The sequence below is a fragment of the Marinobacter sp. genome (assembly GCF_033722735.1).
Classification (GTDB): Bacteria; Pseudomonadota; Gammaproteobacteria; order Pseudomonadales; family Oleiphilaceae; genus Marinobacter.
The window spans coordinates 63,612-85,546 of sequence record NZ_JAWVYN010000009.1 but is presented as its reverse complement, the minus strand read 5'-3'; the positions used below and the strand labels follow the sequence as shown (position 1 = coordinate 85,546).

Genomic DNA, 21,935 nt, shown 5'->3' with positions numbered 1-21,935 from the left:
ATCTCCTTATTGTTATTGAGGGAAAACAGTCACGGGGAAAACAGTTTGCCAGCTAGAGGATATCGAGTAACGCCAGGGCAAACGGTAGCACCAGGGCCGTGAATATGCCGGTCAGGCCCATTCCCAGAGAAGAGAACGCCCCGGCCTGTGCACTGATCTCGAAGGCCCGAACGGTTCCGATGGCGTGGCCGTTGATGCCCAGCGTCAAACCGATCAGCCGGTCGTCGCTAATTCCCAGCCACGACACCAGCCAGTCCACGAACAGTGAGGCTACCACACCGGTGACCAGCAGGCCGCCCATCATCAGGGACACCGATCCACCAATCTGCTGGTTGATGCCGATGGCGATGGGCGCGGTCACGGATTTCGGGGCCAGTGAGGCCAGCACTTCCCCTGATGCCCCAAGCGCCCAGGCGATCCCCAGCGCATAGATCACCGCCATGGTGGCGGCCAGCGGAACGGTGACCAGGATGGGTTTCCAGAGCGCCCGGATATGGTGAATCTGTTGGTGCAGGGGCACCCCCAGGGCGACCGTGGCGGGTGCCAGCAGAAAGGTCAGCCAGGCGGCGCCTGCCTGGTACTGCGGATAGCTGATGGAGCACAGTGATAACGCGGCGGCGAGCAGCAAACCGGCGAGCAAGACCGGTGGGCACCAGACCGGCTGACGAAGTTTGCGGAAGATGGCAACCGCCACAAAGTAGGCAATCAGCGTGAGCAGAATGGCCAGCGCCGGTGTTCCCAGTAAGTGGGATTGGGTCTTGGACAGCTGGAGGCTGAGCTCAGTCATGACTGTTCTCTGACGACCGTTTGGACACCAGGCCCCGAAGCAGCAACAGGGTGGTCAAGACACTGAGAAAGGTGCCGGTGACCAAGGCCACCACCACGGCGGTCCACTGGCCGTCGAAGCGGCCGCCCAAAAAGAACACGCCCACCACGCCGGGCATGATCAGCAGAATGAGAATGGAGATCAATTGCTGGCTGGCCCCGGCAAGGGCCTCGCCGGCCCCGCCGCTGAGCATGAGCCAGCCGGTCAACAGCAGCATGCCGATAACGCCGCCACTGACCGGCCAGCCAAATACGAATCGCAGACTCTCCCCCATCACCAGGAACAGCAGGAGCGTCAGAAAGCCTCTCAATACGGGCATGGTACTGCCTTGATTCTTGCTGTGAACGTTGCGGGGCGCAGTATGCTGGGTCTGCGAAGATGATGCCAGTGCCCCCAGGGCAATCCGCAGCGGCGCTAACTCGGCGTCAGAGTACGGCGCTGAATCCCTCAAACTGGGGCGGGCCGAGGTATATCTCCCTGGCCGTCCGGGCATTGGCGTGGGCCATGCGGAAGGCTTCTGATTGGGTCCAGTTCACGAAGGCCTCTTCAGACTCCCAGACGCTGTGGGAGGCAAACAGGGTGTGGTCGTCGTAACTGGGGCCTTGCAGCAAGTGAAAACTCTTGAAGCCTGGGACATTATCCAGATAGGTCTCCCGGTTCTTCCAGATCTCGATGAACTCGGCCTCTTTGCCCGGGACAATGCGGAATCGGTTCATGGCTATATACATTAGGCTTTCCTCCCAGCAGCACTCGGACAGTAGTCTATCCCATGGCCGGTACAAGGTCAGCAAAGGTTCGTATGCTGGCTATACTGAGGTGCGAAGTTTTGCGCTGCCGGTAATGTATCGGGTTGGCAAGGGGCGATCAAAGGATGAAACGACACAACCGACTGAAAGCGCTGTTTATTTTCCTGGTGGCATGGAACCTTGCGGGTTGCAGTGACCCGGGGATTCCGTTCATCGCCCATGATGATCTCGAGTTCCGTCGAGTAGGCGATCAGGTACTGCGGCTGGATTTACGGGTGCCTGACAATGGGCTAGACGCCAATCCCGCTATTGTCTTCATTCATGGTGGTGGCTGGGTCGGTGGTGACCGTGCGGGGGTCAATCGGCAGGTGATCGAGGAACTGGCCCGCCATGGCTTTGTGACTGCTTCGGTCAGCTACCGATTGGCACCCGAGACCCGCTACCCTGGCCAGCTCAACGATGTGCAGGCGGCCATCCGCTGGTTGCGGGAACACGCCCGCGATTACCGTGTTGATCCGCAGCGTATTGGTGCGGCCGGGTTTTCGGCAGGGGCTTACCTGGCGGCCATGCTGGGGGTGACCGGCGGCGGGGCGATTGCCGGCTGCGCTGGCGACGCTGCTGATCAGCAGGCTCCGGTAAAGGCGGTAGTGAGTTGGGCTGGAGGCATGAACCTGCTTGACGGCAGTGCCAGCTCAGAATTTATTGAGCATGCCGAGGCGTTTCTTGGCGGAACGGCCGACGAACTGCCGGATCTTTATCGTCATGCCTCTCCGCTGACTCACGTTTCGGCATGTGCCCCACCGTTCCTACTCATCCACGGCGAAGATGATACCTATTTGGCGAGCGAGCAAGCCCTGACGATGGCTGCCGCATTGAGAAAGGGGGGCGTGATGGCGACCGTCGAGGTCCTGCCGAATGCCCCCCACTATCTGTTGGCGGAGGACCACCTGGCGGATGCCCTGTCGCTTTCAGCCGAATTTTTACAACAGGTCCTGAAAGATTGAAGATGTCGTAGCAGGGCAGGGGGGCCTAATGGCAGGTCTATTAACGCGGCGTTAGTGGGTCTTCACTTTCTGCTTGCCGCACCGTTGGCAGCGGTAGACGGTGACCAGCTTGCCCTGCTTGACGTCGAACTGCTTTTCCTTGCACACCTCCCATTTGTGGAAGTCGTGCTGGCACAGGCCCTTGCGCGGAGCCTTTCGGTCCGGTTTTTTGAACGGGAGAATGGTCGCCATGGTGAAACCTCCTTAACAAGGTTGCCCCATTCTACACCGCTACGGGCCAGGGTGGCTGAGGATCTGCCGGACCGTCCGGATCTTCGGGGGCGCAGTGTGCTGTCAGATAGCCGAGGATGGCTTGCTGTAGCTCGTTCCCCTTGCCGAGCCCCTGGTTGCCAAAGAGGCGATTGAACTCCAGCACATACGGGTGCCCGCCAACCATGGCAATGTCAAAGCCTGCGTGGTTCACATCCAGATCCTGCGCCAGCTGCAGGGCCAGCTGCTCGGCGGCCTCGGGCACCGGTGAGGTGTCAATGTGACCGCCCCTGGCGACATTATTATAGAACCCCTGGTCGGCCTGATGGCGCCAGTAGGCGGTGACCACCTGTTCTCCAACCACGACCACCCGGATATCCCGATCAATAGGCAAGTACTCCTGAACGTACAACACGTCTGCTGCCTGGCAGTACCGTTGCCAGTCTGAACGACTCTGGATCAGCCAAACCCCTTCGCCCATGCTGGCCTTGGGTCGCTTGGCGACAAAGGGCAGCGGCATGGTATCCCAGATCATCTCCCGTTCCCGGGGCCCGTTGGACTCGATCAGGGTCCAGGGGGTGTGCGTCGGGGCCACTGTCTGGAAGGCGCGGGTCATTTCCACCTTGTCATGGCCAATCCGGTAGCTGGCAACGCTGGGGAAGACTCGGCAGTTCAGGCCATGCACCAGGGCATTGAGTTGCCAGTACTCCGGAAACAGCACCCAATCCGCCCGGCGCAGCTCCTCCTTGTGGCGAAGGAAATGCTCCGGTTTGACGTAGTGGGTGTCGGGAAAACTCAGGGTTCTGAAAACATTGAAGGAAATCAAGTGCATGGCGGTCAGTGGCACGGTGGTTTAGGTGGTCGCATTTTAACCAGTGGTGCGGCCTTGGCAAGTTTTTTATTGCAGCCAGGACGAGCCCCATCGGCCTTGGCCGGACCGGCGCCTTATACCGGTATGGGCCCTTATGCTCCCAGCCCATCCGGCTCCGTGTGTATGCCCCGGTTCACCCCGGGCCCGCATCACGGACGGACCCGGGACGGATGTGGTCATTGACCGGCTTGGTCGCCCGGTTCGAGGCTCTGGTTGAGCACGGACGGCTTCTTCAGCGCCTTGGCAAACAGGTCTTTTTCTTCGGCAATGGCGAGGGCGGCCTTCTCGGCCAGTTCCTCGGTCATGCCGGGAACCCGGTTCTGCAGGAACTGGGTGATTTCTTCGGCCAGCTCCAGGATCTTGTCCCGGGCATCGGCCTCGGCCTTGGATGAAAACAGCATGGTTTCCGGGTGTTTCAGCGCCATGTCGAGTCCATCCCTCTCCGAGTAATACAGTGCTTTTACAGCCATTGATGCGTCTCCATTGGATTGCCGGAACACTCAGCCGGCAACGGCGGTTCGATTCGTGGCGCAGTGTAACTCAAAAAGCTGTATATAAAAACAGTGTTTGAGGCTGTGTGGCCTTAACGACCTTGACCGGCGGCATGGCGGGGGCTTTGTCGTGGTTGCCGGGAATCGCCTCAGTTGTCGTAATTGGCGGGGAACACCAGGGTTTCGCCGTGGTGCATCACCCGGAAGCAGTTTTCGCCCACCCCCTGTTCCGCCAGCGCCTGGCGTAATCGGCGAGGTGGCTCATCCATCGGTTCGTCGGTGAGTACGAAGGTCCCCCAGTGCATCGCCACGGATTGCCGGGTGCCTAGGTCCCGGTGGATATGAACCGCCTCCTCTGGGGCAACGTGCACCGGCGCCATGAACCATCGGGGGTCATAGGCGCCAATGGGGAGCAGCGCCAGGTGAATGGGAGCAAAGAGTTCGCCAATCTGGCGGAACAGCTCGCCGTAGCCGGTATCACCGGCAAAGTAGAACCGATAACCGTCGACTTGCAGCAGCCAACTGCACCACAGGGTGGTATTGCCGTCCAGGGCGGTGCGCCCGCTGAAGTGCTGGGCAGGAAGGCAGAAGGCTTCGCAGTGGTCGGTCAGCTGTTTCGATTGCCACCAGCCCAATTCCACCAGGTTGTGAATGCCTCGACGTTCAAACCATCGTCTCAGACCTTGCGGGACACAGAACTGCAGCTCGTCTCCAAACCGGCGGTGCAGCTGTCGAACGGTTCTCTCATCCAGGTGATCGTAGTGATTGTGGGAGATCAGGACCCGGTCGATCCGGGGCAGGTCCGGAACCTTCAGGGCAGCGGGGGTATACCGTCTGGGCCCCACGAACTGAAACGGACTGGCTCGCTCAGACAGCACCGGGTCCGTCAGCACATTGAGGCCCCGGTACTGGAACAGGAATGAGGAATGGCCCAGCCAGGTCAGTTGGGCGTCGTCCGGCGGCTGTGCCAGCAAGTGGGCATCGGGACGTATCAGGTGATACTGCCGTCCCTTCGGAAACCGGCGACCCGGAGCCAGCTGCCAACGGAGAAAATCACCCAGGCCATGGGCCGGTGTCCGCTCCCGGTTGTGATAACGACCTTTGTGGTAATGGTTCTCCGCGGCCAGTTCGGCCAGGCGCTGGCGGTCAATGGTCATGGTCGGCGAATGGTCCTGAGCAGGGAGCAGTCCTGCGCGAGGCAGGGCGTTAGTGGCAGTCTATTTACTATTGGCTTCATTGACCATAGCACCCCAGGCGCGGCCAATGTTTGGCCACTTATTGCGCGAAATACTTTTGTCATAGTCATTTCAGCGTTTTTTCCACCTATCCAACAGCGAGGGCAAGAACAATGACGACAGACAAGGCGCTCTGGGGATTTCCCATTGATGAGGATTTGCACACCAGTGCCCAGGAGACCGCACAGCGAATTCAGAGTGACAATGGCCAGGGCACCAAAGCCCTGAGCCAGGAAGCGGCCCAGGTCGTGGTCAGCCTGACCCAGCACGGACTGCAGAGTTACTACCATCGTCCGACCGAGATCGTGCCCCTGACGCCGGGATTGAAAAGAACCGCGGATACGGGGATCAAGGCGATCATGGGGGCCATCCAGATGGTGGTGAAACAGTTCTTCAACAAGCGAAACGAAGACGAGTTGAAGGAACTCAGCGCTTATCTGGAGCAGATGCTCTGGGTGCACCCGGAGCGCTCCGAGCCGCACCTGGTGTTCAGTGTGCATGCCGAGCTGCACCAGCGGGCGTTGGCGCTGATCGATCAGGTACGTTCGGAGCGGGATACCTCCAGGTATATTGATGGTGTGATCGACGCGTTGTGTGAGATTGTCGATCTGAGCATCGTCAACTATTACCACCAGCCGGTGAGTAAGGTCAGTATGGGGCGGGTGAGTAAAAAAACGGCCGATATGGGCATCAATACGGCGGAAAAGGGCATTCGCAAGCTGATTGACAAGCTGTTGCGGGACCTCAAGCACGAACAGCTGGTGGAGCTGTCGTATCACCTGGAAAGCCTGATTCATACCCGGCGGGAGTAATCGCCTCCGCTGCCTTCCCATGGCTGCGGAGTCGCGGTACTAGGGGGTCTTCTTGATGGCCCCCGATGAGGTTTCGGTTTCCGCCTTGACCTTGGCGGGCCAGAAGATGGCCGAGGGGGAGCCCGGTTGAAACGCGGGGGTGTGCTCGGGATTCCTGATTTCGACGACCGTCAGATAGGCCCATAGACCGGCCAGAAAAATGATCGCCGACAGAATCACCCGCCATCGCCGTCTCATCTGAATGGGAACTGCTACCGAAACCGCTTGTGTCACTGGTTTTGCGCCCTGGGCATGGAATAGTTCTGGAGCAGGCTGAGTTCGTCACACAGGGCGCAGTTCGGTGTGTCGCAGCCGTCGATACGGTGAATGGTGGCGGTATGGGCGGAGTCCACGAAGCTGGGGCGTGGCCGGTGGCCAAACCTCGCGACATGCTCATACAGGCCTGCTACGGCTTCATCCCGATTGCCGTATGGACCCAATTTGGGAGTCTCGCGAGTGCGGGCATACCATCGATCACCTTCGACCAGCAACCGCTTGTCCACTTCGTAAAGATCGCCTGAGAACGCTACTTGGCTCGTCATGTTGTGCTTCCCCTGTACATTCGCTGTTTTTATTGAGATTTATTATGTGCGACACGCATTACACGCTCGTCACTTTTCACACGAATAAGGGGCGACGAGCGTTCCATTGTTTTTATGTCATAAGGGGTCATCCGGAAGGCATTTGGTCAATGTCGAGCCAAAACAGTTCCCAAATATGGCCATCGAGGTCCTCAAAGGTTCGTCCGAACATGAAACCGTGATCCTCTGGCTCCCGGTATTCCCTGGCTCCCGCGGCCAGGGCCTGGTCCATCAGGGTATTCACCCGGTCTTTACTCTCCAGTTGCAGTGCTATGAGTACCTCGGTGGTATTCCGACTGTCGGCGATCTGTTTGTGGGTGAATCTCCGGAAGCTATCCGGGGTGTGCAGCATGGCGAAGATGGTGTCGGCAATTTCCAGACCTGCTGCCTGATCGTTGGTGAACTTGGGGTTGAACGAGAAGCCCAGGGCCTGGAAGAAGGTCATGGAACGGACCAGGTCAGTGACTGGCAGGTTGACGTAGATTGCTTGTGGCATGGCAAGACTCTCCAAACAGTTGAGTGAGCGGGAACGCCGAAGGGCGTCGTCACTCATTGGTCGAACCGGAGGTCGCCCGTTCGACACCTGGCCCCGGCAATGGCTGTATTGGCCGCAGTGCCAGAGATCTTTGGCTGCCTGCCAACGGATACTCCGAGTACAGTCCCTATACTGCTCCGGAACGGATCGGATTCGTCCGTATCCAATAAAACAAAGACAACAATGACAACCTCCGGAATCCCCATGAACAAGATCCGTTGTGCGTGGCTGCTGGCCGCGAGTCTGTTTTTCCCAACGCTTTGCTACGCGATTTCCCCCGACGTCATCGAACGGGCCTGGCGACCGCCGGTAGAACTGGCGGGGCAGGGCGATACCGACTTGGCGGTGACGCGACTGCGGGATTATGTCTCGCTGCAGCGGTTGATGATGGATCACACGGAATACCACCAGCAGACTCAGGCCTTCGTGAACGAGCTTTGGGCTTCCCTGGAAAGCTTCGATCTGGACGGTTTTTACCGGCTGTTGCCTGAGGAGAAGGCGAATTGGCGGCAATTGAGGGTTTATGGCGCTGCGGAAAATGGCGTTTACCGCATTGGGCCGGAGCCATTGGTAGCCGGCCGCGTTGCTTCCAGCCCTGGGCTGGGGGATTTCGAGGCCAGGATCCGGGCCAGGGAGATCGATACCTCCAGTGATACCCATTACCTGCTGAACGGCAACATTGATCTGGGGCTTGGAGAGATTACCTGGCCGTCCATGGTGGAGGCCACTCGGGAAGCCCTGCGCCTGATGGCGGAGGATGATCCCAACTTTACCGGCAACCGCTCCCAGTCCGCCGAGCGCTACCGCTCAATGGTCCGATCCATGAACCCCCAACTCAGCCCGCAGGAGGTCGATGTGCTGGCGCCATTGTGGGCTGCCTATCCGGATATGTGGAACCTGATGGCCGGCCTGGGCCAGGTGGAAGGGTTGCTGGTCTCCGGGGATGGCCGGGAAGACTATCGGAAGGTTGCGGCGGTGTTCGTATTGGATCCTGAGCGCTTGCGCCACGGTTATCCGGCCCTGGCCCGATATCTGGCTCAGTTGGACAACCTGTTGAAGCTCCAGTTGCGGGTGTACGACGACCATGGTCAGCTCATGGCCATGGAGTTCGATACCCGTACCCTGCGCGGCCATCTGTCAATGGCCGTGGACAATGGGCAGGTATTGCCCACCCGGCACGGCAGGCCGGTGGCCGACCCCGAGCCTTTTGATCCGATGCAGCCGAAGCGGTTGACGGTTCGGGTCAACAGTCAGATGAATATCCTCGGGATCATTGCCAGTGTGCAGGGCATGACCGCCAACATCGATTATACACCGACGGCCACCGGTGCCCGCTTCGAATCACGAATCCAGACCGTGCCCGGTGTTCGCGTCGGTGGGCGGGCGCTGGGCATGGTGCCGCCGGACCTGATTGATGTATTCATCCCCCAGCGCATCGATGAGCTGATCGTGGATTTCCTGACGGTGGCTTGCCAGGGCAATGAGGGCAAGGGCATTACCGGAACGATCGAGTTCCGGGATGCCCCCGGCGGCGGGGCGACGCGCCTGACCGCTGACGGCGCCTTCGAGGGGCTGGATAACTTCCTGGTACGGATCGGTATGCGGATCATCAACAACCGCATCATTCCCGATGCCGACGTCTCGGAGGAACTCCGAAAACTGGTGTATGACGCCCATGAGGCTTTCTCGCGGGACCTGGACCAGTTTGAGCGAATCAGCCGGGTGCCATAGATCCTGAATTGCGCCCCGGGACGTGGTTTCGGGGCCTCCCTCCCGGGGCTGTGAGCCCAACGCGATTGACCCGATGGTCGGTGCTGACGTGGCGGTCGTCCTCCGTTACCCTGTGGCGTTCATTGTCGCTTTCAAGGGAAATTCATGGTCAAGTTGATCCCGTCACGTTACCTGGCCTACGTGCTCAGTATTGTTGGACTGCTGGTTTCCTTGCCGTTGGCTATTTATTTTGGTGCGGGCTACTGGGTGGTGGTCATCTTTGCCGCCTTGACGGCTCTGGGCACCCACGATGTCCTGCAGCGCAGGCGAACGGTCAGCCGTCTCTACCCCATCCTTGCCAACATCCGCTATTTTTTGGAGTCCTTCGGACCGGAAATCCGACAGTACTTCATCCAGTCCGATACCGAGGAGCGCCCGTTTTCCCGCGAACAGCGGTCCATTGTCTACCAGCGGGCGAAGAACACCCTCGACAAGCGTCCCTTTGGGTCCCAGTTGGAGATGTATCAGGAAGGCTTTGAATGGATGAGCCATTCGCTGACGCCAGTGGAAATAAAAGACCGGGATTTCCGGGTGCTGATTGGGGCCAATTGCAAGCAGCCCTACCGGGCCAGTGTCTTCAACATCTCCGCCATGAGCTTCGGGTCCTTGTCGGCCAACGCGATCCTGGCGCTCAACGCCGGGGCACGGATGGGCGGTTTCTATCATGACACCGGAGAGGGCTCGATTTCCCGTTACCACCGTGAACCTGGTGGAGACCTGGTGTGGGAGATTGGTTCAGGGTATTTCGGTTGTCGCAATCCCGAGGGTACCTTCAGTGAAGAACGCTTCGCGGAGAACGCGACCCTGGAACAGGTAAAGATGATCGAGGTGAAACTGTCCCAGGGCGCCAAGCCGGGGCACGGCGGCATCCTGCCCGGGGCGAAGGTGACTGAAGAGATTGCCGAGGCCAGGGGCGTGCCGGCGGGAGAGGACGTGGTCTCGCCCCCCAGCCACTCGGCCTTCTCCACGCCAGTGGAGCTGCTTGAGTTTATCGATCGTCTGCGTGACCTGTCCGGCGGCAAACCAGTGGGTTTCAAACTGGCCATCGGTCATCCCTGGGAATGGTTCGCCATCGTCAAGGCAATGCTCGATACCGGTCGCCACCCGGACTTTATCGTGGTCGACGGTGGCGAGGGAGGAACCGGAGCGGCGCCACTGGAATTCATCAACCGCTTGGGCATGCCGCTGACCGAAGCCCTGATTCTGGTGCACAACACCCTGGTGGGTACCAACCTGCGAGAACAGATCGCCATTGGCGCAGCGGGAAAGATCACCTCGGCCTTCAATATCGCTCGCACCCTGGCGCTGGGCGCAGACTGGTGTAATGCCGCACGGGGTTACATGTTCGCCCTGGGCTGTATTCAGTCGTTGAATTGCCATACCGGCCGGTGCCCGAGTGGGGTAGCCACCCAGGATCCCCGCCGCGGGGGGAAGCTGGACGTGGCTGACAAGAGCCAACGGGTGTACCACTTTCACCGCAATACGGTGACCGCCCTGGCGAACCTGCTGGGGGCGGCGGGTCTTAGCAATACCGCTGAATTGGGGCCGGAGCACATCATTCGCCGGGTATCCCGCAGCGAAGTCCAGACCTATCTCGACATGTACCACTTCCTGGAGCCCGGAGCACTGCTGCATGGGCCAACGGACCATCCGGTATTCGACAAGTACTGGCCTATTGCGGATGGCAGTACCTTCAATCCACCGGACCTGATTCTCAAGTTGCGGGAATCCAAACTGCATTAAGTAGACGGTCCCCAGCCGTTGCGGGCTGGGGACCGTGCTTCATCAATCAGAATTCTCCGGTTTCGAACAGATACCGCTTACGTTCGTGGGCGGTTTCCACATGATCCGGAAAATCGATGCCCCAGGATTGTTCCAGGGCGGTCCTTTCTCCCCGCATATCCTCATCCATGGAAGACGGGCCGGCTGCAGTTGCGCCATAAGTCTCGTGGATCTGCTCGATTGGATCGGCCTGTTGGGTAACGGGCACTTCATTGCGTCGGTCTGCCTGGCCCTCGGCAACGGCAAGGGCCGAGACAAGAGCGAATGCAGTGGCTGATACAAAGAGCAGAATACGCTGAATGACCATGGTTGAACCTCCGTTTGCGTTTGCCCTTTCATGGTTACGAATCCACGGTAGAAACAGTTTCGTTCCTGAATTCGTAAACATTAGACAGCGAATAGCCCGTGAGTTCGGACGGTGAGGGCTAAAAAAGTTTACAAAAGACGGGTAATTGGAACTGTGGTGCGATTATGAATTTTGCTTGTTACGACAAGGGATAATGTGGGGGGGGTCAATATATGAACGATTTCGGGAATTACAAATCGAAACACGTGCTCGTTCTTTTTGGAAGGAAGTGCACATTTTGCCCGGGAGCGATTCGATAGGCTTTAACTCGAGTCCGGTCATTCACCGGTATTAGAGCCGCTTGTCCAGGAGAGGGCAGGGCAGCACCTCAACGCGATTGAGCTGCGAACAGAAAAACGGGAAGAACCATCAACCACTGTCGCAACGGGAAAGCCCATGGTGTATCGAACTAACACGCTTCTGATTCTCAATGCCGTTTCACTCACCCTCCTGGTGCTCGCGTTCTGCCTGGCGTCGAACCACCTAGACTTTGAGGTGGGGGGATTGCTCGATTCCCTGGCCAACCTCGAAACTAACGCCAGCTACAGTATTTCTGATAAATACCTGGCGCTTGTGCAGAGCTCGATACTCTAGACTGGCAGTGTCGCCGGTCATTATTGCGGGAGCCCACAGTGCTGATTGCCTACCGAGCCAAAGACCTTGCTGAAGCGCATATCGTTGCCGGTCTGTTGCGCGCCCAGGGCATCGAGTCGCACGTGGGCGGCCACTTCCTCCAGGGCGCGTTGGGGGAGATCGGTGCAGCCGGCTTCACCAACGTGCATGTCGAGGATGAGGATTACCCGCGGGCACGAGCGATAGTGACCGACTATGAGCAAAACCAGCCCGACGACGCCGTGGGCAAGGGGCCCTTGAATCACGCAGTGGACCGCTATGCTCGCGGGTTTCTCGCCGTTTTGCTGATGGTTGTGGTGGCTTGGCTGTTGGCGGGATGGCTCTGGTAGTCCTGATGGACTTGCCATCGAGCATGAGGGCGCTTGGGCATTGACCGCGAGTCCCTGTTTAATGGCATCGGCGATGGTGATTCCTCGCTCAACAATCTCGATGCCTTCCTGACAATCGCGCAGGCGATCACCAGTCTCAACAATACCCAGATACTGGCGACCGATGAACGGTTGTCGTTCCAGTTCTGTCAGCCACTGGATTTTTCGGGCCACAGCCTGGTCCATGTGGCTCCTTCCATCGGGTCTTTTTTAGTCAGCCGAGCCAGCGCCTTTGCAGATGTCCTGTAGCATGCCTCTGAGGTTTTCCGGGATAGCCATGGAGTGCCGGGTGTTCCGGTCCACGAAGACGTGCACAAAATGCCCCTGGGCAACCGCCACCGTTTCGCCCTTGCGGAAGATGGCGAGCCCGTATTCCACCGAGCTGCGCCCCAGGCGGTTCACCCGCAGACCACCCTCCAGTTCCTCCGGAAAGGCGAGCGGCGCAAAATAGCTGCACCCGGAATTTACCACCAAGCCGATGCACGGGCCCTGATGAATGTCCAGGCCGCCCCGCTCGATCAGATAACGGTTGGCCACCGTATCAAAGAAGGCGTAGTAAGTGACATTGTTGACGTGACCATAGAGGTCGTTGTCGTGCCAGCGGGTAGTGATGGGGGTAAACCAGTGGTACTCGTCCCGTGATTCCGGCGTCGTTCGGCTGTCGCTCATTACCAGGCGGCCTCATAGATGGCGCGGGCGTCCGCTTCGGTGACTTCCCGGGGATTGTTGACCAGCAGGCGCTGTTGCTGCATGGCATCCTGGGCCAGCCGGCTGATGGCGTCCCGGGGAATGTCCGCATCCCGCAACCGGTCTGGCAGGCCGAGTTCGGCGGTCTGGTCGGCCAGGAATTCGATCAGGTCGTCGGTGGAAGTGCTTTGGTCGGGCAGCACAAGGGGGGCCAGCTCCCGGTAGAGATGGTCCGCCTCCGGCTGGTTGAATCGCATGACGTGGGGCAGTACCAGTGCATTGCTGAGACCGTGGGGCAGGTGATAGATGCCGCCCAGGGGGTAGGCCAGGGCATGGACGGCGGCCACCGGAGCGTTGGCAAAGGCCTGACCAGCGAGCATCGCGCCGAGCAGCATGTCGTTACGGGCGGCGATGTTCTGGCCCTGCTTCACCGCCGTCTCGATAGCACCGGACAGCAGCCGCAGGGCTTCCCGGGCCAGCATGTCCGAATAGGGGTTCTTGCGGTGGCGACTGGTGTAGGCCTCAATGGCGTGCACCATGGCGTCGATACCCGTCGCGGCGGTCACTGCCGGTGGCAGCCCCACGGTCAGTTCCGCGTCCAAAACCGCCAGATCCGGCAGCAGCTGGGGCGCAACCACACCGGCCTTGGTGGTTTCCCCGGTGGTGACAATGGCAATGGGCGTGACCTCGGAGCCGGTGCCGGCGGTGGTCGGGACCTGGATCAACGGTAGCCGATCCCCTTTGGCATTGCCGACTCCGTAGGCATTGGATAGTGATTGCGGGCTACGGATTAACAGGGCCACCAGTTTGGCGGTATCCATGGCACTGCCACCACCAAGGCCAATCACGCCGTCGCACTGGTGGGTCCGAGCCGCGCTGAGAGCATCCCCAATAATGTGATCCGGTGGGTCAGCGACCACATCACTGTATACCGCAACGGTCTGTCCGGCAGAACGCAGGCTTTCCAGCGCAGCTTCAAGGATGCCGGCGGCCAGGACGCCTGCATCGGTTACCAGCAAGGGACGGGCCATGCCCAGGGCGAGGGCCCGCTCACCGATTTGGCGGCTGGCCCCAGGTTCGCAGAGTAGGCTCCGGGTGGTGGAAAACTGAAATGCGGTCATGCTGACCTCCTGTTTCGTCGGGGTTTTGTTGTTTTGGTGGTCCGTCGCTCTGGCTTTTACAGCGTTTGAATTTCCGGTAACAGGTCGCAACAAAAGGCCGCCTGTGTGGGTTTTTTCTGTTTTACCAAACGTTACCCCTGGATCGCCAGGCTTGTTGGATCTTATTGCTTAATGCATTGATATTAAGGGATTTTTAAAGTTGGCCGTTGAGTGGCTGGGATGCTGAAGAAAGTATCCGGGCACGGCTTTTGGCTCTCAGTCTGTAGCGGATTGTAGTGAGATGTAAGCTGGGAGATCCATCACAATTTTTTGACGTACATCTGTGCAAACTGGCGCCAAGTTTTGGTCAACAACGTTTGGAGGTCCAGATGCACTTCAAGAGCTTTCTCCTGATTTCGGTAACTGCACTACTGACCGCTTGTGGAGGCGGGGGCGGCGGCAGCGACTCGCCCAGTAAGTCCGCAGTGTCCGATAGTACCGAGGAAGCCCCGGCCTCCTCCAGCCATCAGGCGTCCACTGCCAGCAATGAGCCTGGCTGCACGCTGACGGCTTATGAAAAGCAGATGCTGGCCGAGCTGAACAAGGTACGCGCAGCCGGGCGCAGTTGTGGTGATGAGTCTTTCGGTCCGGCACCTGCGCTGACATACAGCTGCGCGATCCTGCCGGCGGCCCGCTCCCATAGCATTGACATGGCCACCAACAACTTCTTCAGCCACACCGGCTCCGACGGTCGGCGGGTCTCCCATCGGGTGGATGATACCGGTTATGAGTGGAGCGTGGTCGGCGAAAACATTGCTGCCGGTTTTGACAGCGTGGGTGAGGTGATGGAAGGCTGGCTGGACAGCCCGGGTCACTGCGAAAACATCATGGATCCCCGTTTCGACGTAGTGGCCGTGAGCCGGGTGGACACCTCCAGCGCCGATTACGACAACTACTGGACCCAGGTGTTCGCCACACCGCGATAACGGCCCATGACCCACACTGGCACCTCAAAAGCGGCCTCTGTGTCTTCCTGATGCAGAGGCCGCCGGCCTTCAGGCTTTCTTGAGTTTCTTCTCCAATTTTTTCAGCTTGCCCTCCTGCTTGGCGATCTTCGCCTTTCTGGTCTTGATTTCTTTTTTAAGCTGCTTGCGGGACGCGGCCATTTGTTCCTCCTGTCACTGATGCCATGGTCGACGTCTACTTATTAGTCGCAGGTCGGGCAATGGTCAATTTTCAGCCTCCCCCTAGTCGGTTCGGCGAATGGACATTGAGGGTGCTCTTGAGTAACCTTGCCAGCTCAAAATTTCACCAGCTTGTACATTCACTGCCATGAAACCCGCAACCCTGAAACTGTCCATTACCGCTGCCTGTCTGGCATTCATGCTGTTTGGCGCACTGATCCTGGTTCGATCCATGAGTGCAGGGGCCGGTTCCTTTGCCATGACCCTGGGGGCCATGCTGATTCTGGTTCCGGCCTCGGTGATGGTGACCCGCCTGCCAAGACTCTGGAAATTGCAGTCGATGACCCTGAACTGGTACCAGGCCACCTACCCACAAGCGATACAGGGTGGTCAGGTGGCCTGCTATGAATGCGGCAGTGACCGCATTCAGGCCCGCAAACTGGACATCCAGACCGGCCATCACGGCCACTTTTGTGGCGAGTGCGACACCACGCTGTACTATTCATGAGCTAACTGCCAAGCCTGGGTAAAATCCGCCACTGTAGTAGCCGGTTGTTACCACCCACCCCCGTTTGAGGCGCATGATAGGTGTCGACACCAACAGCGTCCGAAAGGAGGTGGCGCGATGACAACCAAGAAGCTGCTTTTACTGGCCGGCGACTTTGCCGAAGACTATGAAACCATGGTGCCATTCCAGGCGCTGACCCTGCTTGGCTACGAGGTGCATGCGGTCTGCCCGGACAAGAAAGCCGGCGATACCGTGAAGACCGCCATCCATGATTTTGAGGGTGACCAGACCTACACGGAAAAGCCGGGACACAACTTCACCCTGACTCACGACTTCGACGCCATAGCCGTGTCGGATTATGCCGGGCTGGTCATTCCCGGGGGGCGTGCGCCGGAGTATTTGCGCCTGAACCAGCGGGTGATCGAGATTGTCCAGGCCTTCAATCAGGCCGACAAACCCATTGCCGCGGTCTGTCACGGTGCCCAGTTACTGGCAGCCGCCGGTGTGCTGGATGGTCGGGAGTGCAGTGCCTACCCCGCCTGTGGCCCGGATGTGCGCATGGCAGGCGGTACCTACATGGAGATCCCGATAGACCAGGCTCATGTTCAGGGGAACCTGGTCACGGCACCCGCCTGGCCCGCCCATCCGGCCTGGCTGGCGGCGTTTGCTAAACTGCTGGGTGCTCAGATCAGTGTATGACCGGTCCTGTCTGGTGATTCGATCAACCAGACGGGACGCTAACCCCCCCGGTCCGCCTGTTCCGGCGGAGCCAGTTTCGGGAGAACGGACCATGTGCGAACTCTACGTCAAGGCTGACCCCATCCTGTACGAATCCCGTTCGCGTTCACTGCGAATACGGGGCGTGGTCACCACCCTGCGCCTGGAAAACCAGTTTTGGGACATCCTTCAGGAAATTGCCGAGGTGGACTGCATGACCACCAGCCAGTTGATCAGCAAACTGTACGACGAAGTGACCCAACTGCGTGGAGAGGTGGACAACTTCGCCTCTTTCCTGCGGGTGAGTTGCACCCGTTACCTGGCGCAACGGGATGCGCGAGCCGTGCCGTTGATGACCGTGGCAGACAAGCCTGTGGCACAACGGGCATAAAAGTCAGGGAACCGACATTCGGCGAGCCACGGGCAAACAGACGTGGTACCGTACACGGGCCTATAGTGCCAACGGACTGAAAATAATGGCTTTATTGACTCGTGCCTGCCGCTTGCTGTGGTTGCTGGCTCTCGGGCCCTCAGCGGTATTTGCCGATTCGCTGGAGCTGGGCGCCAATTGGCTGTACTTCGATTTCCAGGAAGAAAGCCCCTCGGGACAAACCCTGAATCAGGAGCAGGGCGACCTGCCCGGAGTTTACCTGGCCTGGCAGCAGGGGGTCGGACATCGGTTCTGGCTGGGGCTGGAGGCCGGGTATAACCGGGGCAAGGTGGAATACGATGGCCAGACCCAGGCTGGCGTGCCGCTTGCGACCACCACGCACCAGCGCCTGGTCCATTACGACGGCCGCGCTGGTATGCGCGTCGAGGGCGGAACGCTGACCTGGTCACCCTACCTTATGGCCCGATACCAGCGTTGGGACCGATCCATTCAGGCGTCGGGATTGTCCCTGGGATTGGACGAATTCTACCGTTGGTGGGAGACGGGGGCTGGCCTTCGGACCTGCGCGCCGGCCCGGGCCTGGTCCTCAAACCTGTGTCTGGATCTGGCGGTGTTCCGCACCCATTCTGCGGCGGTGACGGTGGTTGCGCAGGCCCTGCCGGGAGGGGAGCCGGAATTGTCGGTGGGGGATGGTGAAGGCTATCGAGTGCGGATTCACTGGTCGCCGCCACCCTGGCCGGAAGTGACGGTGTCTGTCTTTCGGGAGGCGTGGGACTTTGGCGCAGGCGATGAGGAGCGGGCCCGGCTGGGGCGTTTCCTCGTACGGATCCGGGAGCCGGCCAGTACGAGTGTTCGCCAGGGTATTCGTGTCGGGATGACGTTCTGACGCCGGGGCCAAGGCCCCGGCGTGCCAGGGGTCAGTTCTGGGGCAGTACCGTTGCGCTGCCCTTGAAGGTCACGGTGTACTCGGCACAGCCGCCAAAGGTCAGTGTGGCGACGGTTCCCGACGCGTCGCTGACATCAATGGTGCCAGCGGAGAAGCCACCGCCAGAGCACAGCATCAGACCGCTGCCGTTGAAGTCGACATACCCCAGTTCCTGATCGTACACCCGGGCACTCAACTGGTAGCCGGAGTACTCGTCGCCGGAAACCGAAACGTTGGTCACCCGGTAGAGCTTGCCGTTGGTTCCGGTGAATTCCGAGGTGTAGCTGCAGTTGTCCAGGTTGTCGCCGGAGCAGGACAGTGAGCCCTTCTCGATGTAGGTCTCGCCGTCGGTCTGGATATTAAGGTCGAAATCCGCGGCGTAGGCGGTCACGGTCTCATTCTCGACGGTCAGCTCCAGGTCGACGATGCCGTTGATGAGCATCTCCGAGCCGTTGTCCAGGGGCTCGCAGAAGTCGTCGTAGGTAACCACGAAGTCTGTTTCACTGGTGGCTTTGCCCGTGGCCGATCCGCCGCAGGTGCCTTCAACGGTCTCAGTAGTGAACCCCGTAGCGGTGGCGCTGGCCAAGGCCAGGTCCGCGGCGTGATCGGTGACCAGGATGGCGAGGGAGTCGCTATCCACATCCGCAGCTAGTGGCAGGGCCAGGGCGGTATTGGCATAGATCGCCTGGCTTGATGCCTGGCGGGTTGCCTCGGCGGCAGTTTCCGCTTCGGCGGCGGTGGTGAGGGTGGCCGCGCTCGTTTTAAAGGTGGCCTCACCCTCATCGGAACTTCCGCCGCCGCCACCGCCACAGGCCGCCAATCCAAGGCTTCCTGCCAACATCAGCAGGCAACCGAATTTTGTCCATACTCCGGATGATTGTTGGTCGTATCCCATTAACCGTCTCTCCCATTTTCCTTCTCGCCCGCTGGGGGGCGAACTCCTTTCCTGCCCGCGATTGGTGAATCCGTGGGCGCGCGGTTACAGATTATAGGCAGGGCACAGGCGTCCTGTCCTGCGTCGATAACAAAAAACACAAGACAGTGTCATGGGTTATCAGCTGCCTGCGTCCTGTGGGCTATGCTGAGAGCAGGGACGCGGGCTCATATTCCGTGGCAGCTGGGACAAGGTCACGCAGGGTGGGAATCTCATGGCAAGGCTGGACGTGCAGCAAGCGGCCTATAGGATTCTGGTGGTGTCGGCGGTTGCCGTGGTGGTGGGTACCGTGGCGTCGCTGGCAGCCATAGCTTTTGTTGAAGCGCTGCATTTTCTGAACGATCGTCTGCTGATCTCGCCCTACGCCCGCATCCAGATGGATCACCGGCCGCTTTGGCTCATGGCGGCGACGGTCCTGGTGCCTACCCTGGGTGGTCTGCTGGTGGGGATCATCGTACGCTGGGGTGTGGATGAGCGCCGTGGACTGACCCCCGCCGATGCGATTTTGGCGGTACAGACCCGTAGACCACCTCCCCGGCTGCGCAGTGGGCTCGTTTCCTCATTGGCGGCCTTGCTGTCACTGGGTAGTGGCGCCTCGGTGGGCCAGTATGGCCCGTTGGCCTTTCTTGGAGCCCACCTCGGAGGGCTCGCCGGCCGCCTGAGATTACGCCTGAAGAACCTGCAGGCCATCGCCATTGCCTGTGGCGTGGCGGCCGCCATCTCCACCGCTTTCAACGCTCCCATCGCCGGACTGGTGTTTGCCCATGAGGTGATTCTTCGGCATTACTCCCTGAGGGCCTTTGCACCGGTGACGGTGGCCGCGGCGATTGGCTATGTGGTCGATAACGTGCTCTTTGACCGGCCGCCCCTGTTCCGAGTGAACTTCCTGGGCGTAGAGCACAGCTATGAGTTTGTGCTCTTTGCCGTGGAGGGGGTTCTGTGTGCCGGCCTGGCGGTTGCTTTCATCCTGCTGCTGCAAAGCAGCGGCCGGCTGGCGCAGTGCCTTCCGCTGCCAGACTGGGGGCGGCCTGCGGCGGCCGGCCTGGTGCTTGGCCTGGTGGCGCTGTGGCTTCCAGAGGTACTGGGCATCGGTCAGGAAACACTGCGCTTTGCCACCATCGAGTCGGCCTTCGCGGTTCATGAACTCGCGCTGATCGTGGTGGCCAAGTTGGCGTTGACCGCCTTGTGCATCGGATTCGGTTTTGTTGGCGGTGTGTTCAGCCCGGCCCTGCTGATCGGCATACTCTTCGGAGCCCTCTACGGGGTTATCCTGCCGCTGGTGCTGCCAGTGCCACTCTCGGGGCAGGTGGTTTACGCGGTATGCGGCATGATGGCCATGGCCAGTGCGGTTATCGGAGCGCCGTTGACCACCATCCTGATTGTGTTTGAGCTCACCCGCAGCTACGACCTGACCATTGCGGCCATGGTGGCGGTGGTGTTCTCCAACCTGGTGTCGTATCGGGTCATGGGGCGATCCATCTTCGACATTCAGTTGCGGGAGCGGGGCTTCGATCTTTCGCTGGGGCGGGACAAGGCCATCCTGGGGACCCATCCGGTACGGGACTTCATCAGCGAGCGATTTACCACGGCCACCGAAGGCGAGGAGGTGGCGGCAGTGAGGGACAGGCTGGTGAAGGACCGGAGGTCGGAGGCCATGTTGTTGGATGCCCGGGGACTCTATTTGGGCACCTTGCATTTGCAGGACCTGGATAGCGTGCCTGTGGACCAGGCCATTCGGACCCTGGCCAGCTCCCCGGAGGTACTGTTCCATGAAGACACCACCGTCTGGCAGTCGATGGAATTGTTACAGGGATTTCTGGGCGAAGCGGTGCCCATGGTAGCAACCGATGGCCGGTTGCTTGGTGTGGTGCCGGAGGAAGCGGTGATACGGGCCTACCTGGAGATCATTCATGATTTACGGCAGGAAGAAAACGAAGCCGCCTGAAGGTCGGGTTCCCCTGCTTCAGGCAGGGCTCCTGGTGCTGGTCCTGGTCACGGGGATGCAGGCCGGGGCGACCGAAGCCGGGCCGGTACTGACCGTGCTCACCTGGGGAGGCGCCTATGAAGCCAGCCAGCGTGGAGCCTATTTTGACCCCTTCACCCAAGCTACTGGTATTGCCATTGAAACGGTCCGCTATAATGGCGGCCTTGCCCCGTTACGGCAGCACCTGAACGGCGGTGCGGTCAGTTGGGATGTGGTGGACATGGTGCAGGCGGACGCCATGGCAGCCTGTGAGGTTGGCTTGCTGGAACCGTTCAATCCCGGCATTCTGGCGCCGGCACCGGATGGTACCCCCGCGAGGGAGGATTTTTTCGAGGGGGCGATTCTGCCCTGCGCCATTACCCACCTGGTGTTCTCTACGGTGCTGGCCTATGACGACCGGGCATTTGCGGGCGTCAAGCCCCGCAGTGTCGCTGACTTCTTTGATACCGAGCGGTTTCCGGGCAAGCGGGCATTGCGCAAGGTGCCTGTGGGCCTGCTGGAATGGGCGTTACTGTCCCATCGGGTACCCCGTCAGCAGCTATACAACCTGTTGAGCACCCAGCGTGGCTTTGATCTGGCCTTCCGGCGGCTCGATCAGATCGGTGACCAGATCATCTGGTGGGAGTCCGGGGACCAGCCCGCGAAGTGGCTGGCCGAAGGCCGGGTGGTCATGGCCTCCGGCTTCAACGGGCGTTTCTTCCACGCGCAGACGGAGGGCAAGGCGCCGATCTCCATTATCTGGGACGGGCAACTGCTGGACTACAACGGCTGGGCGATTCTAAAGGGAACGGATCAGAAATTGCTCGCCGAACAGTTTATTGCGTTCGCCACCCGCACCGAAGCCATGGCGGCCCTGGCCAATCGAATCAGCTACGGACCGACACGGGAGTCGGCACAGCGTCATGTCGGTTTACACCTTTTATCCCGCATTCCCATGCGCCCACACCTGCCTACCACCGACGAGCACATGGCCAGTGCCATCCAACGTGATCATGACTGGTACGCCCGCACCACCTCGTTGAGAGAGCGGCTGTTCCGCGACTGGTTGCGGGAAAATTTCCCGGAGTAGGGCGAATGATCTTGTCAAATATCTTTACACCTCGTTTGTTCGCGCATCTACAGTCGGTTTAATGCGTTGATACTTTTTTGATTCTCGGCCTGGTTTGGTTATTGCAGTAACCTGGGCATGCCCACGATGGCTCCGGCTCGCGACCAGG

At 59.8% G+C, this 21,935-nt stretch carries 27 protein-coding genes; 13 read left to right on the top strand and 14 right to left on the bottom strand.

Going from position 1 to position 21,935, the window contains the following annotated elements; all coding sequences use genetic code 11:
- Nucleotides 1-52: 52 nt before the first annotated feature.
- From R3175_RS08820 to R3175_RS08810, 3 genes are all read right to left on the bottom strand, one after another.
- Complete coding sequence (locus R3175_RS08820) at nucleotides 53-787, bottom strand: LrgB family protein (protein WP_318943855.1); 735 nt, start codon at nucleotides 785-787, stop codon at nucleotides 53-55.
- Nucleotides 780-1,145: a CidA/LrgA family protein gene (locus tag R3175_RS08815; protein ID WP_318943854.1), complete on the bottom strand. Its 366-nt coding sequence runs from the start codon at nucleotides 1,143-1,145 to the stop codon at nucleotides 780-782. The genes R3175_RS08820 and R3175_RS08815 overlap by 8 nt, the downstream gene beginning before the upstream one ends.
- A gap of 106 nt (nucleotides 1,146-1,251) precedes the next feature.
- Nucleotides 1,252-1,554 carry an antibiotic biosynthesis monooxygenase gene (locus R3175_RS08810; protein ID WP_318943852.1) on the bottom strand — a complete coding sequence of 101 codons (303 nt, stop codon included), beginning with the start codon at nucleotides 1,552-1,554 and terminating at the stop codon, nucleotides 1,252-1,254.
- 143 nt (nucleotides 1,555-1,697) lie between these two features.
- Between R3175_RS08810 and R3175_RS08805 the strand changes: the two genes are divergently transcribed.
- Entirely contained in the window at nucleotides 1,698-2,576 is an 879-nt protein-coding gene (locus tag R3175_RS08805) for an alpha/beta hydrolase (protein ID WP_318943851.1), read from the top strand.
- A gap of 51 nt (nucleotides 2,577-2,627) precedes the next feature.
- On the opposite strand, the gene R3175_RS08800 is transcribed toward R3175_RS08805, so the two are convergent.
- The 4 genes from R3175_RS08800 to R3175_RS08785 form a co-directional block, all read right to left on the bottom strand.
- Nucleotides 2,628-2,807 (bottom strand): hypothetical protein, encoded by a 180-nt coding sequence (locus tag R3175_RS08800; RefSeq protein ID WP_318943849.1) that lies wholly within the window; start codon nucleotides 2,805-2,807, stop codon nucleotides 2,628-2,630.
- 31 nt (nucleotides 2,808-2,838) lie between these two features.
- Nucleotides 2,839-3,657, bottom strand: coding sequence for a hypothetical protein (locus tag R3175_RS08795; protein WP_318943954.1), 819 nt, complete (start codon nucleotides 3,655-3,657; stop codon nucleotides 2,839-2,841).
- Between the two features lie 215 nt (nucleotides 3,658-3,872).
- Nucleotides 3,873-4,166 (bottom strand): YebG family protein, encoded by a 294-nt coding sequence (locus tag R3175_RS08790; protein WP_318943847.1) that lies wholly within the window; start codon nucleotides 4,164-4,166, stop codon nucleotides 3,873-3,875.
- Between the two features lie 170 nt (nucleotides 4,167-4,336).
- Nucleotides 4,337-5,344 (bottom strand): MBL fold metallo-hydrolase, encoded by a 1,008-nt coding sequence (locus R3175_RS08785; RefSeq protein WP_318943845.1) that lies wholly within the window; start codon nucleotides 5,342-5,344, stop codon nucleotides 4,337-4,339.
- A 191-nt stretch (nucleotides 5,345-5,535) separates the two neighbouring features.
- Between R3175_RS08785 and R3175_RS08780 the strand changes: the two genes are divergently transcribed.
- Nucleotides 5,536-6,234, top strand: a complete 699-nt coding sequence (locus tag R3175_RS08780; protein WP_318943843.1) for a hypothetical protein — start codon at nucleotides 5,536-5,538, stop codon at nucleotides 6,232-6,234.
- A gap of 39 nt (nucleotides 6,235-6,273) precedes the next feature.
- Here the strand turns inward: R3175_RS08780 and R3175_RS08775 are convergent, their stop codons facing one another.
- The 3 genes from R3175_RS08775 to R3175_RS08765 all read right to left on the bottom strand — a co-directional run bounded on the left by R3175_RS08775 (nucleotide 6,274) and on the right by R3175_RS08765 (nucleotide 7,350).
- Nucleotides 6,274-6,471 (bottom strand): hypothetical protein, encoded by a 198-nt coding sequence (locus R3175_RS08775; protein WP_318943841.1) that lies wholly within the window; start codon nucleotides 6,469-6,471, stop codon nucleotides 6,274-6,276.
- 32 nt (nucleotides 6,472-6,503) lie between these two features.
- Entirely contained in the window at nucleotides 6,504-6,815 is a 312-nt protein-coding gene (locus R3175_RS08770; RefSeq protein WP_318943839.1) for a hypothetical protein, read from the bottom strand.
- Between the two features lie 127 nt (nucleotides 6,816-6,942).
- Nucleotides 6,943-7,350: a VOC family protein gene (locus R3175_RS08765; RefSeq protein ID WP_318943836.1), complete on the bottom strand. Its 408-nt coding sequence runs from the start codon at nucleotides 7,348-7,350 to the stop codon at nucleotides 6,943-6,945.
- A gap of 243 nt (nucleotides 7,351-7,593) precedes the next feature.
- Between R3175_RS08765 and R3175_RS08760 the strand changes: the two genes are divergently transcribed.
- Both R3175_RS08760 and R3175_RS08755 read left to right on the top strand, forming a co-directional pair.
- Nucleotides 7,594-9,120: a hypothetical protein gene (locus R3175_RS08760; protein ID WP_318943834.1), complete on the top strand. Its 1,527-nt coding sequence runs from the start codon at nucleotides 7,594-7,596 to the stop codon at nucleotides 9,118-9,120.
- Between the two features lie 144 nt (nucleotides 9,121-9,264).
- Entirely contained in the window at nucleotides 9,265-10,902 is a 1,638-nt protein-coding gene (locus R3175_RS08755; protein ID WP_318943832.1) for an FMN-binding glutamate synthase family protein, read from the top strand.
- Nucleotides 10,903-10,948: 46 nt separating this feature from the next.
- Here R3175_RS08755 and R3175_RS08750 read toward each other — a convergent pair whose 3' ends face one another.
- Nucleotides 10,949-11,248 (bottom strand): hypothetical protein, encoded by a 300-nt coding sequence (locus tag R3175_RS08750; protein WP_318943830.1) that lies wholly within the window; start codon nucleotides 11,246-11,248, stop codon nucleotides 10,949-10,951.
- Between the two features lie 671 nt (nucleotides 11,249-11,919).
- Here R3175_RS08750 and R3175_RS08745 point away from each other — a divergent pair.
- Nucleotides 11,920-12,249 carry a DUF2007 domain-containing protein gene (locus R3175_RS08745; RefSeq protein ID WP_318943828.1) on the top strand — a complete coding sequence of 110 codons (330 nt, stop codon included), beginning with the start codon at nucleotides 11,920-11,922 and terminating at the stop codon, nucleotides 12,247-12,249.
- A gap of 33 nt (nucleotides 12,250-12,282) precedes the next feature.
- Nucleotides 12,283-12,537 (top strand): hypothetical protein, encoded by a 255-nt coding sequence (locus R3175_RS08740; RefSeq protein ID WP_318943826.1) that lies wholly within the window; start codon nucleotides 12,283-12,285, stop codon nucleotides 12,535-12,537.
- On the opposite strand, the gene R3175_RS08735 is transcribed toward R3175_RS08740, so the two are convergent.
- Complete coding sequence (locus R3175_RS08735) at nucleotides 12,499-12,957, bottom strand: thioesterase family protein (RefSeq protein WP_318943824.1); 459 nt, start codon at nucleotides 12,955-12,957, stop codon at nucleotides 12,499-12,501. The two genes, R3175_RS08740 and R3175_RS08735, sit on opposite strands and share 39 nt — an antisense overlap.
- Entirely contained in the window at nucleotides 12,957-14,096 is a 1,140-nt protein-coding gene (locus R3175_RS08730; RefSeq protein ID WP_318943821.1) for an iron-containing alcohol dehydrogenase, read from the bottom strand. The genes R3175_RS08735 and R3175_RS08730 overlap by 1 nt, the downstream gene beginning before the upstream one ends.
- 464 nt (nucleotides 14,097-14,560) lie before the next feature.
- Between R3175_RS08730 and R3175_RS08725 the strand changes: the two genes are divergently transcribed.
- From R3175_RS08725 to R3175_RS08705, 5 genes are all read left to right on the top strand, one after another.
- A complete protein-coding gene (locus R3175_RS08725; RefSeq protein WP_318943819.1) occupies nucleotides 14,561-15,061 on the top strand; it encodes a CAP domain-containing protein in 501 nt (166 codons plus the stop codon).
- Between the two features lie 346 nt (nucleotides 15,062-15,407).
- Nucleotides 15,408-15,767 carry a hypothetical protein gene (locus tag R3175_RS08720; RefSeq protein ID WP_318943817.1) on the top strand — a complete coding sequence of 120 codons (360 nt, stop codon included), beginning with the start codon at nucleotides 15,408-15,410 and terminating at the stop codon, nucleotides 15,765-15,767.
- Nucleotides 15,768-15,884: 117 nt separating this feature from the next.
- The gene (locus R3175_RS08715; RefSeq protein WP_318943815.1) at nucleotides 15,885-16,466 is read left to right on the top strand and encodes a DJ-1/PfpI family protein; all 582 of its coding nucleotides are present in this window, start codon (nucleotides 15,885-15,887) and stop codon (nucleotides 16,464-16,466) included.
- Nucleotides 16,467-16,557: 91 nt separating this feature from the next.
- Nucleotides 16,558-16,875 carry a ribbon-helix-helix domain-containing protein gene (locus R3175_RS08710; RefSeq protein WP_318943813.1) on the top strand — a complete coding sequence of 106 codons (318 nt, stop codon included), beginning with the start codon at nucleotides 16,558-16,560 and terminating at the stop codon, nucleotides 16,873-16,875.
- 85 nt (nucleotides 16,876-16,960) lie between these two features.
- Nucleotides 16,961-17,761 carry a hypothetical protein gene (locus tag R3175_RS08705; RefSeq protein WP_318943811.1) on the top strand — a complete coding sequence of 267 codons (801 nt, stop codon included), beginning with the start codon at nucleotides 16,961-16,963 and terminating at the stop codon, nucleotides 17,759-17,761.
- Nucleotides 17,762-17,792: 31 nt separating this feature from the next.
- Here R3175_RS08705 and R3175_RS08700 read toward each other — a convergent pair whose 3' ends face one another.
- On the bottom strand, nucleotides 17,793-18,641 hold the full coding sequence (locus tag R3175_RS08700; RefSeq protein WP_318943809.1) for a hypothetical protein: 849 nt from the start codon (nucleotides 18,639-18,641) through the stop codon (nucleotides 17,793-17,795).
- Between the two features lie 307 nt (nucleotides 18,642-18,948).
- On the opposite strand from R3175_RS08700, the gene R3175_RS08695 reads away from it, so the two are divergent.
- Entirely contained in the window at nucleotides 18,949-20,679 is a 1,731-nt protein-coding gene (locus R3175_RS08695; RefSeq protein WP_318943807.1) for a chloride channel protein, read from the top strand.
- Nucleotides 20,645-21,787 carry an ABC transporter substrate-binding protein gene (locus R3175_RS08690; protein ID WP_318943805.1) on the top strand — a complete coding sequence of 381 codons (1,143 nt, stop codon included), beginning with the start codon at nucleotides 20,645-20,647 and terminating at the stop codon, nucleotides 21,785-21,787. The genes R3175_RS08695 and R3175_RS08690 overlap by 35 nt, the downstream gene beginning before the upstream one ends.
- Nucleotides 21,788-21,935: the final 148 nt, after the last annotated feature.

Bases quoted from the DNA above. Each gene is read 5' to 3' on its own strand.
- R3175_RS08790 (WP_318943847.1), bottom strand. From the start codon at position 4,166: ATGGCTGTAAAAGCACTGTATTACTCGGAGAGGGATGGACTCGACATG.
- R3175_RS08760 (WP_318943834.1), top strand. From the start codon at position 7,594: ATGAACAAGATCCGTTGTGCGTGGCTGCTGGCCGCGAGTCTGTTTTTC.
- R3175_RS08750 (WP_318943830.1), bottom strand. From the start codon at position 11,248: ATGGTCATTCAGCGTATTCTGCTCTTTGTATCAGCCACTGCATTCGCT.
- R3175_RS08705 (WP_318943811.1), top strand. From the start codon at position 16,961: ATGGCTTTATTGACTCGTGCCTGCCGCTTGCTGTGGTTGCTGGCTCTC.
- R3175_RS08690 (WP_318943805.1), top strand. From the start codon at position 20,645: ATGATTTACGGCAGGAAGAAAACGAAGCCGCCTGAAGGTCGGGTTCCC.
- R3175_RS08810 (WP_318943852.1), bottom strand. From the start codon at position 1,554: ATGTATATAGCCATGAACCGATTCCGCATTGTCCCGGGCAAAGAGGCC.
- R3175_RS08715 (WP_318943815.1), top strand. From the start codon at position 15,885: ATGACAACCAAGAAGCTGCTTTTACTGGCCGGCGACTTTGCCGAAGAC.
- R3175_RS08775 (WP_318943841.1), bottom strand. From the start codon at position 6,471: ATGAGACGGCGATGGCGGGTGATTCTGTCGGCGATCATTTTTCTGGCC.
- R3175_RS08795 (WP_318943954.1), bottom strand. From the start codon at position 3,657: ATGCACTTGATTTCCTTCAATGTTTTCAGAACCCTGAGTTTTCCCGAC.
- R3175_RS08820 (WP_318943855.1), bottom strand. From the start codon at position 787: ATGACTGAGCTCAGCCTCCAGCTGTCCAAGACCCAATCCCACTTACTG.
- R3175_RS08765 (WP_318943836.1), bottom strand. From the start codon at position 7,350: ATGCCACAAGCAATCTACGTCAACCTGCCAGTCACTGACCTGGTCCGT.
- R3175_RS08730 (WP_318943821.1), bottom strand. From the start codon at position 14,096: ATGACCGCATTTCAGTTTTCCACCACCCGGAGCCTACTCTGCGAACCT.
- R3175_RS08780 (WP_318943843.1), top strand. From the start codon at position 5,536: ATGACGACAGACAAGGCGCTCTGGGGATTTCCCATTGATGAGGATTTG.
- R3175_RS08805 (WP_318943851.1), top strand. From the start codon at position 1,698: ATGAAACGACACAACCGACTGAAAGCGCTGTTTATTTTCCTGGTGGCA.
- R3175_RS08735 (WP_318943824.1), bottom strand. From the start codon at position 12,957: ATGAGCGACAGCCGAACGACGCCGGAATCACGGGACGAGTACCACTGG.
- R3175_RS08785 (WP_318943845.1), bottom strand. From the start codon at position 5,344: ATGACCATTGACCGCCAGCGCCTGGCCGAACTGGCCGCGGAGAACCAT.
- R3175_RS08815 (WP_318943854.1), bottom strand. From the start codon at position 1,145: ATGCCCGTATTGAGAGGCTTTCTGACGCTCCTGCTGTTCCTGGTGATG.
- R3175_RS08710 (WP_318943813.1), top strand. From the start codon at position 16,558: ATGTGCGAACTCTACGTCAAGGCTGACCCCATCCTGTACGAATCCCGT.
- R3175_RS08695 (WP_318943807.1), top strand. From the start codon at position 18,949: ATGGCAAGGCTGGACGTGCAGCAAGCGGCCTATAGGATTCTGGTGGTG.
- R3175_RS08755 (WP_318943832.1), top strand. From the start codon at position 9,265: ATGGTCAAGTTGATCCCGTCACGTTACCTGGCCTACGTGCTCAGTATT.
- R3175_RS08800 (WP_318943849.1), bottom strand. From the start codon at position 2,807: ATGGCGACCATTCTCCCGTTCAAAAAACCGGACCGAAAGGCTCCGCGC.
- R3175_RS08720 (WP_318943817.1), top strand. From the start codon at position 15,408: ATGAAACCCGCAACCCTGAAACTGTCCATTACCGCTGCCTGTCTGGCA.
- R3175_RS08770 (WP_318943839.1), bottom strand. From the start codon at position 6,815: ATGACGAGCCAAGTAGCGTTCTCAGGCGATCTTTACGAAGTGGACAAG.
- R3175_RS08700 (WP_318943809.1), bottom strand. From the start codon at position 18,641: ATGTTGGCAGGAAGCCTTGGATTGGCGGCCTGTGGCGGTGGCGGCGGC.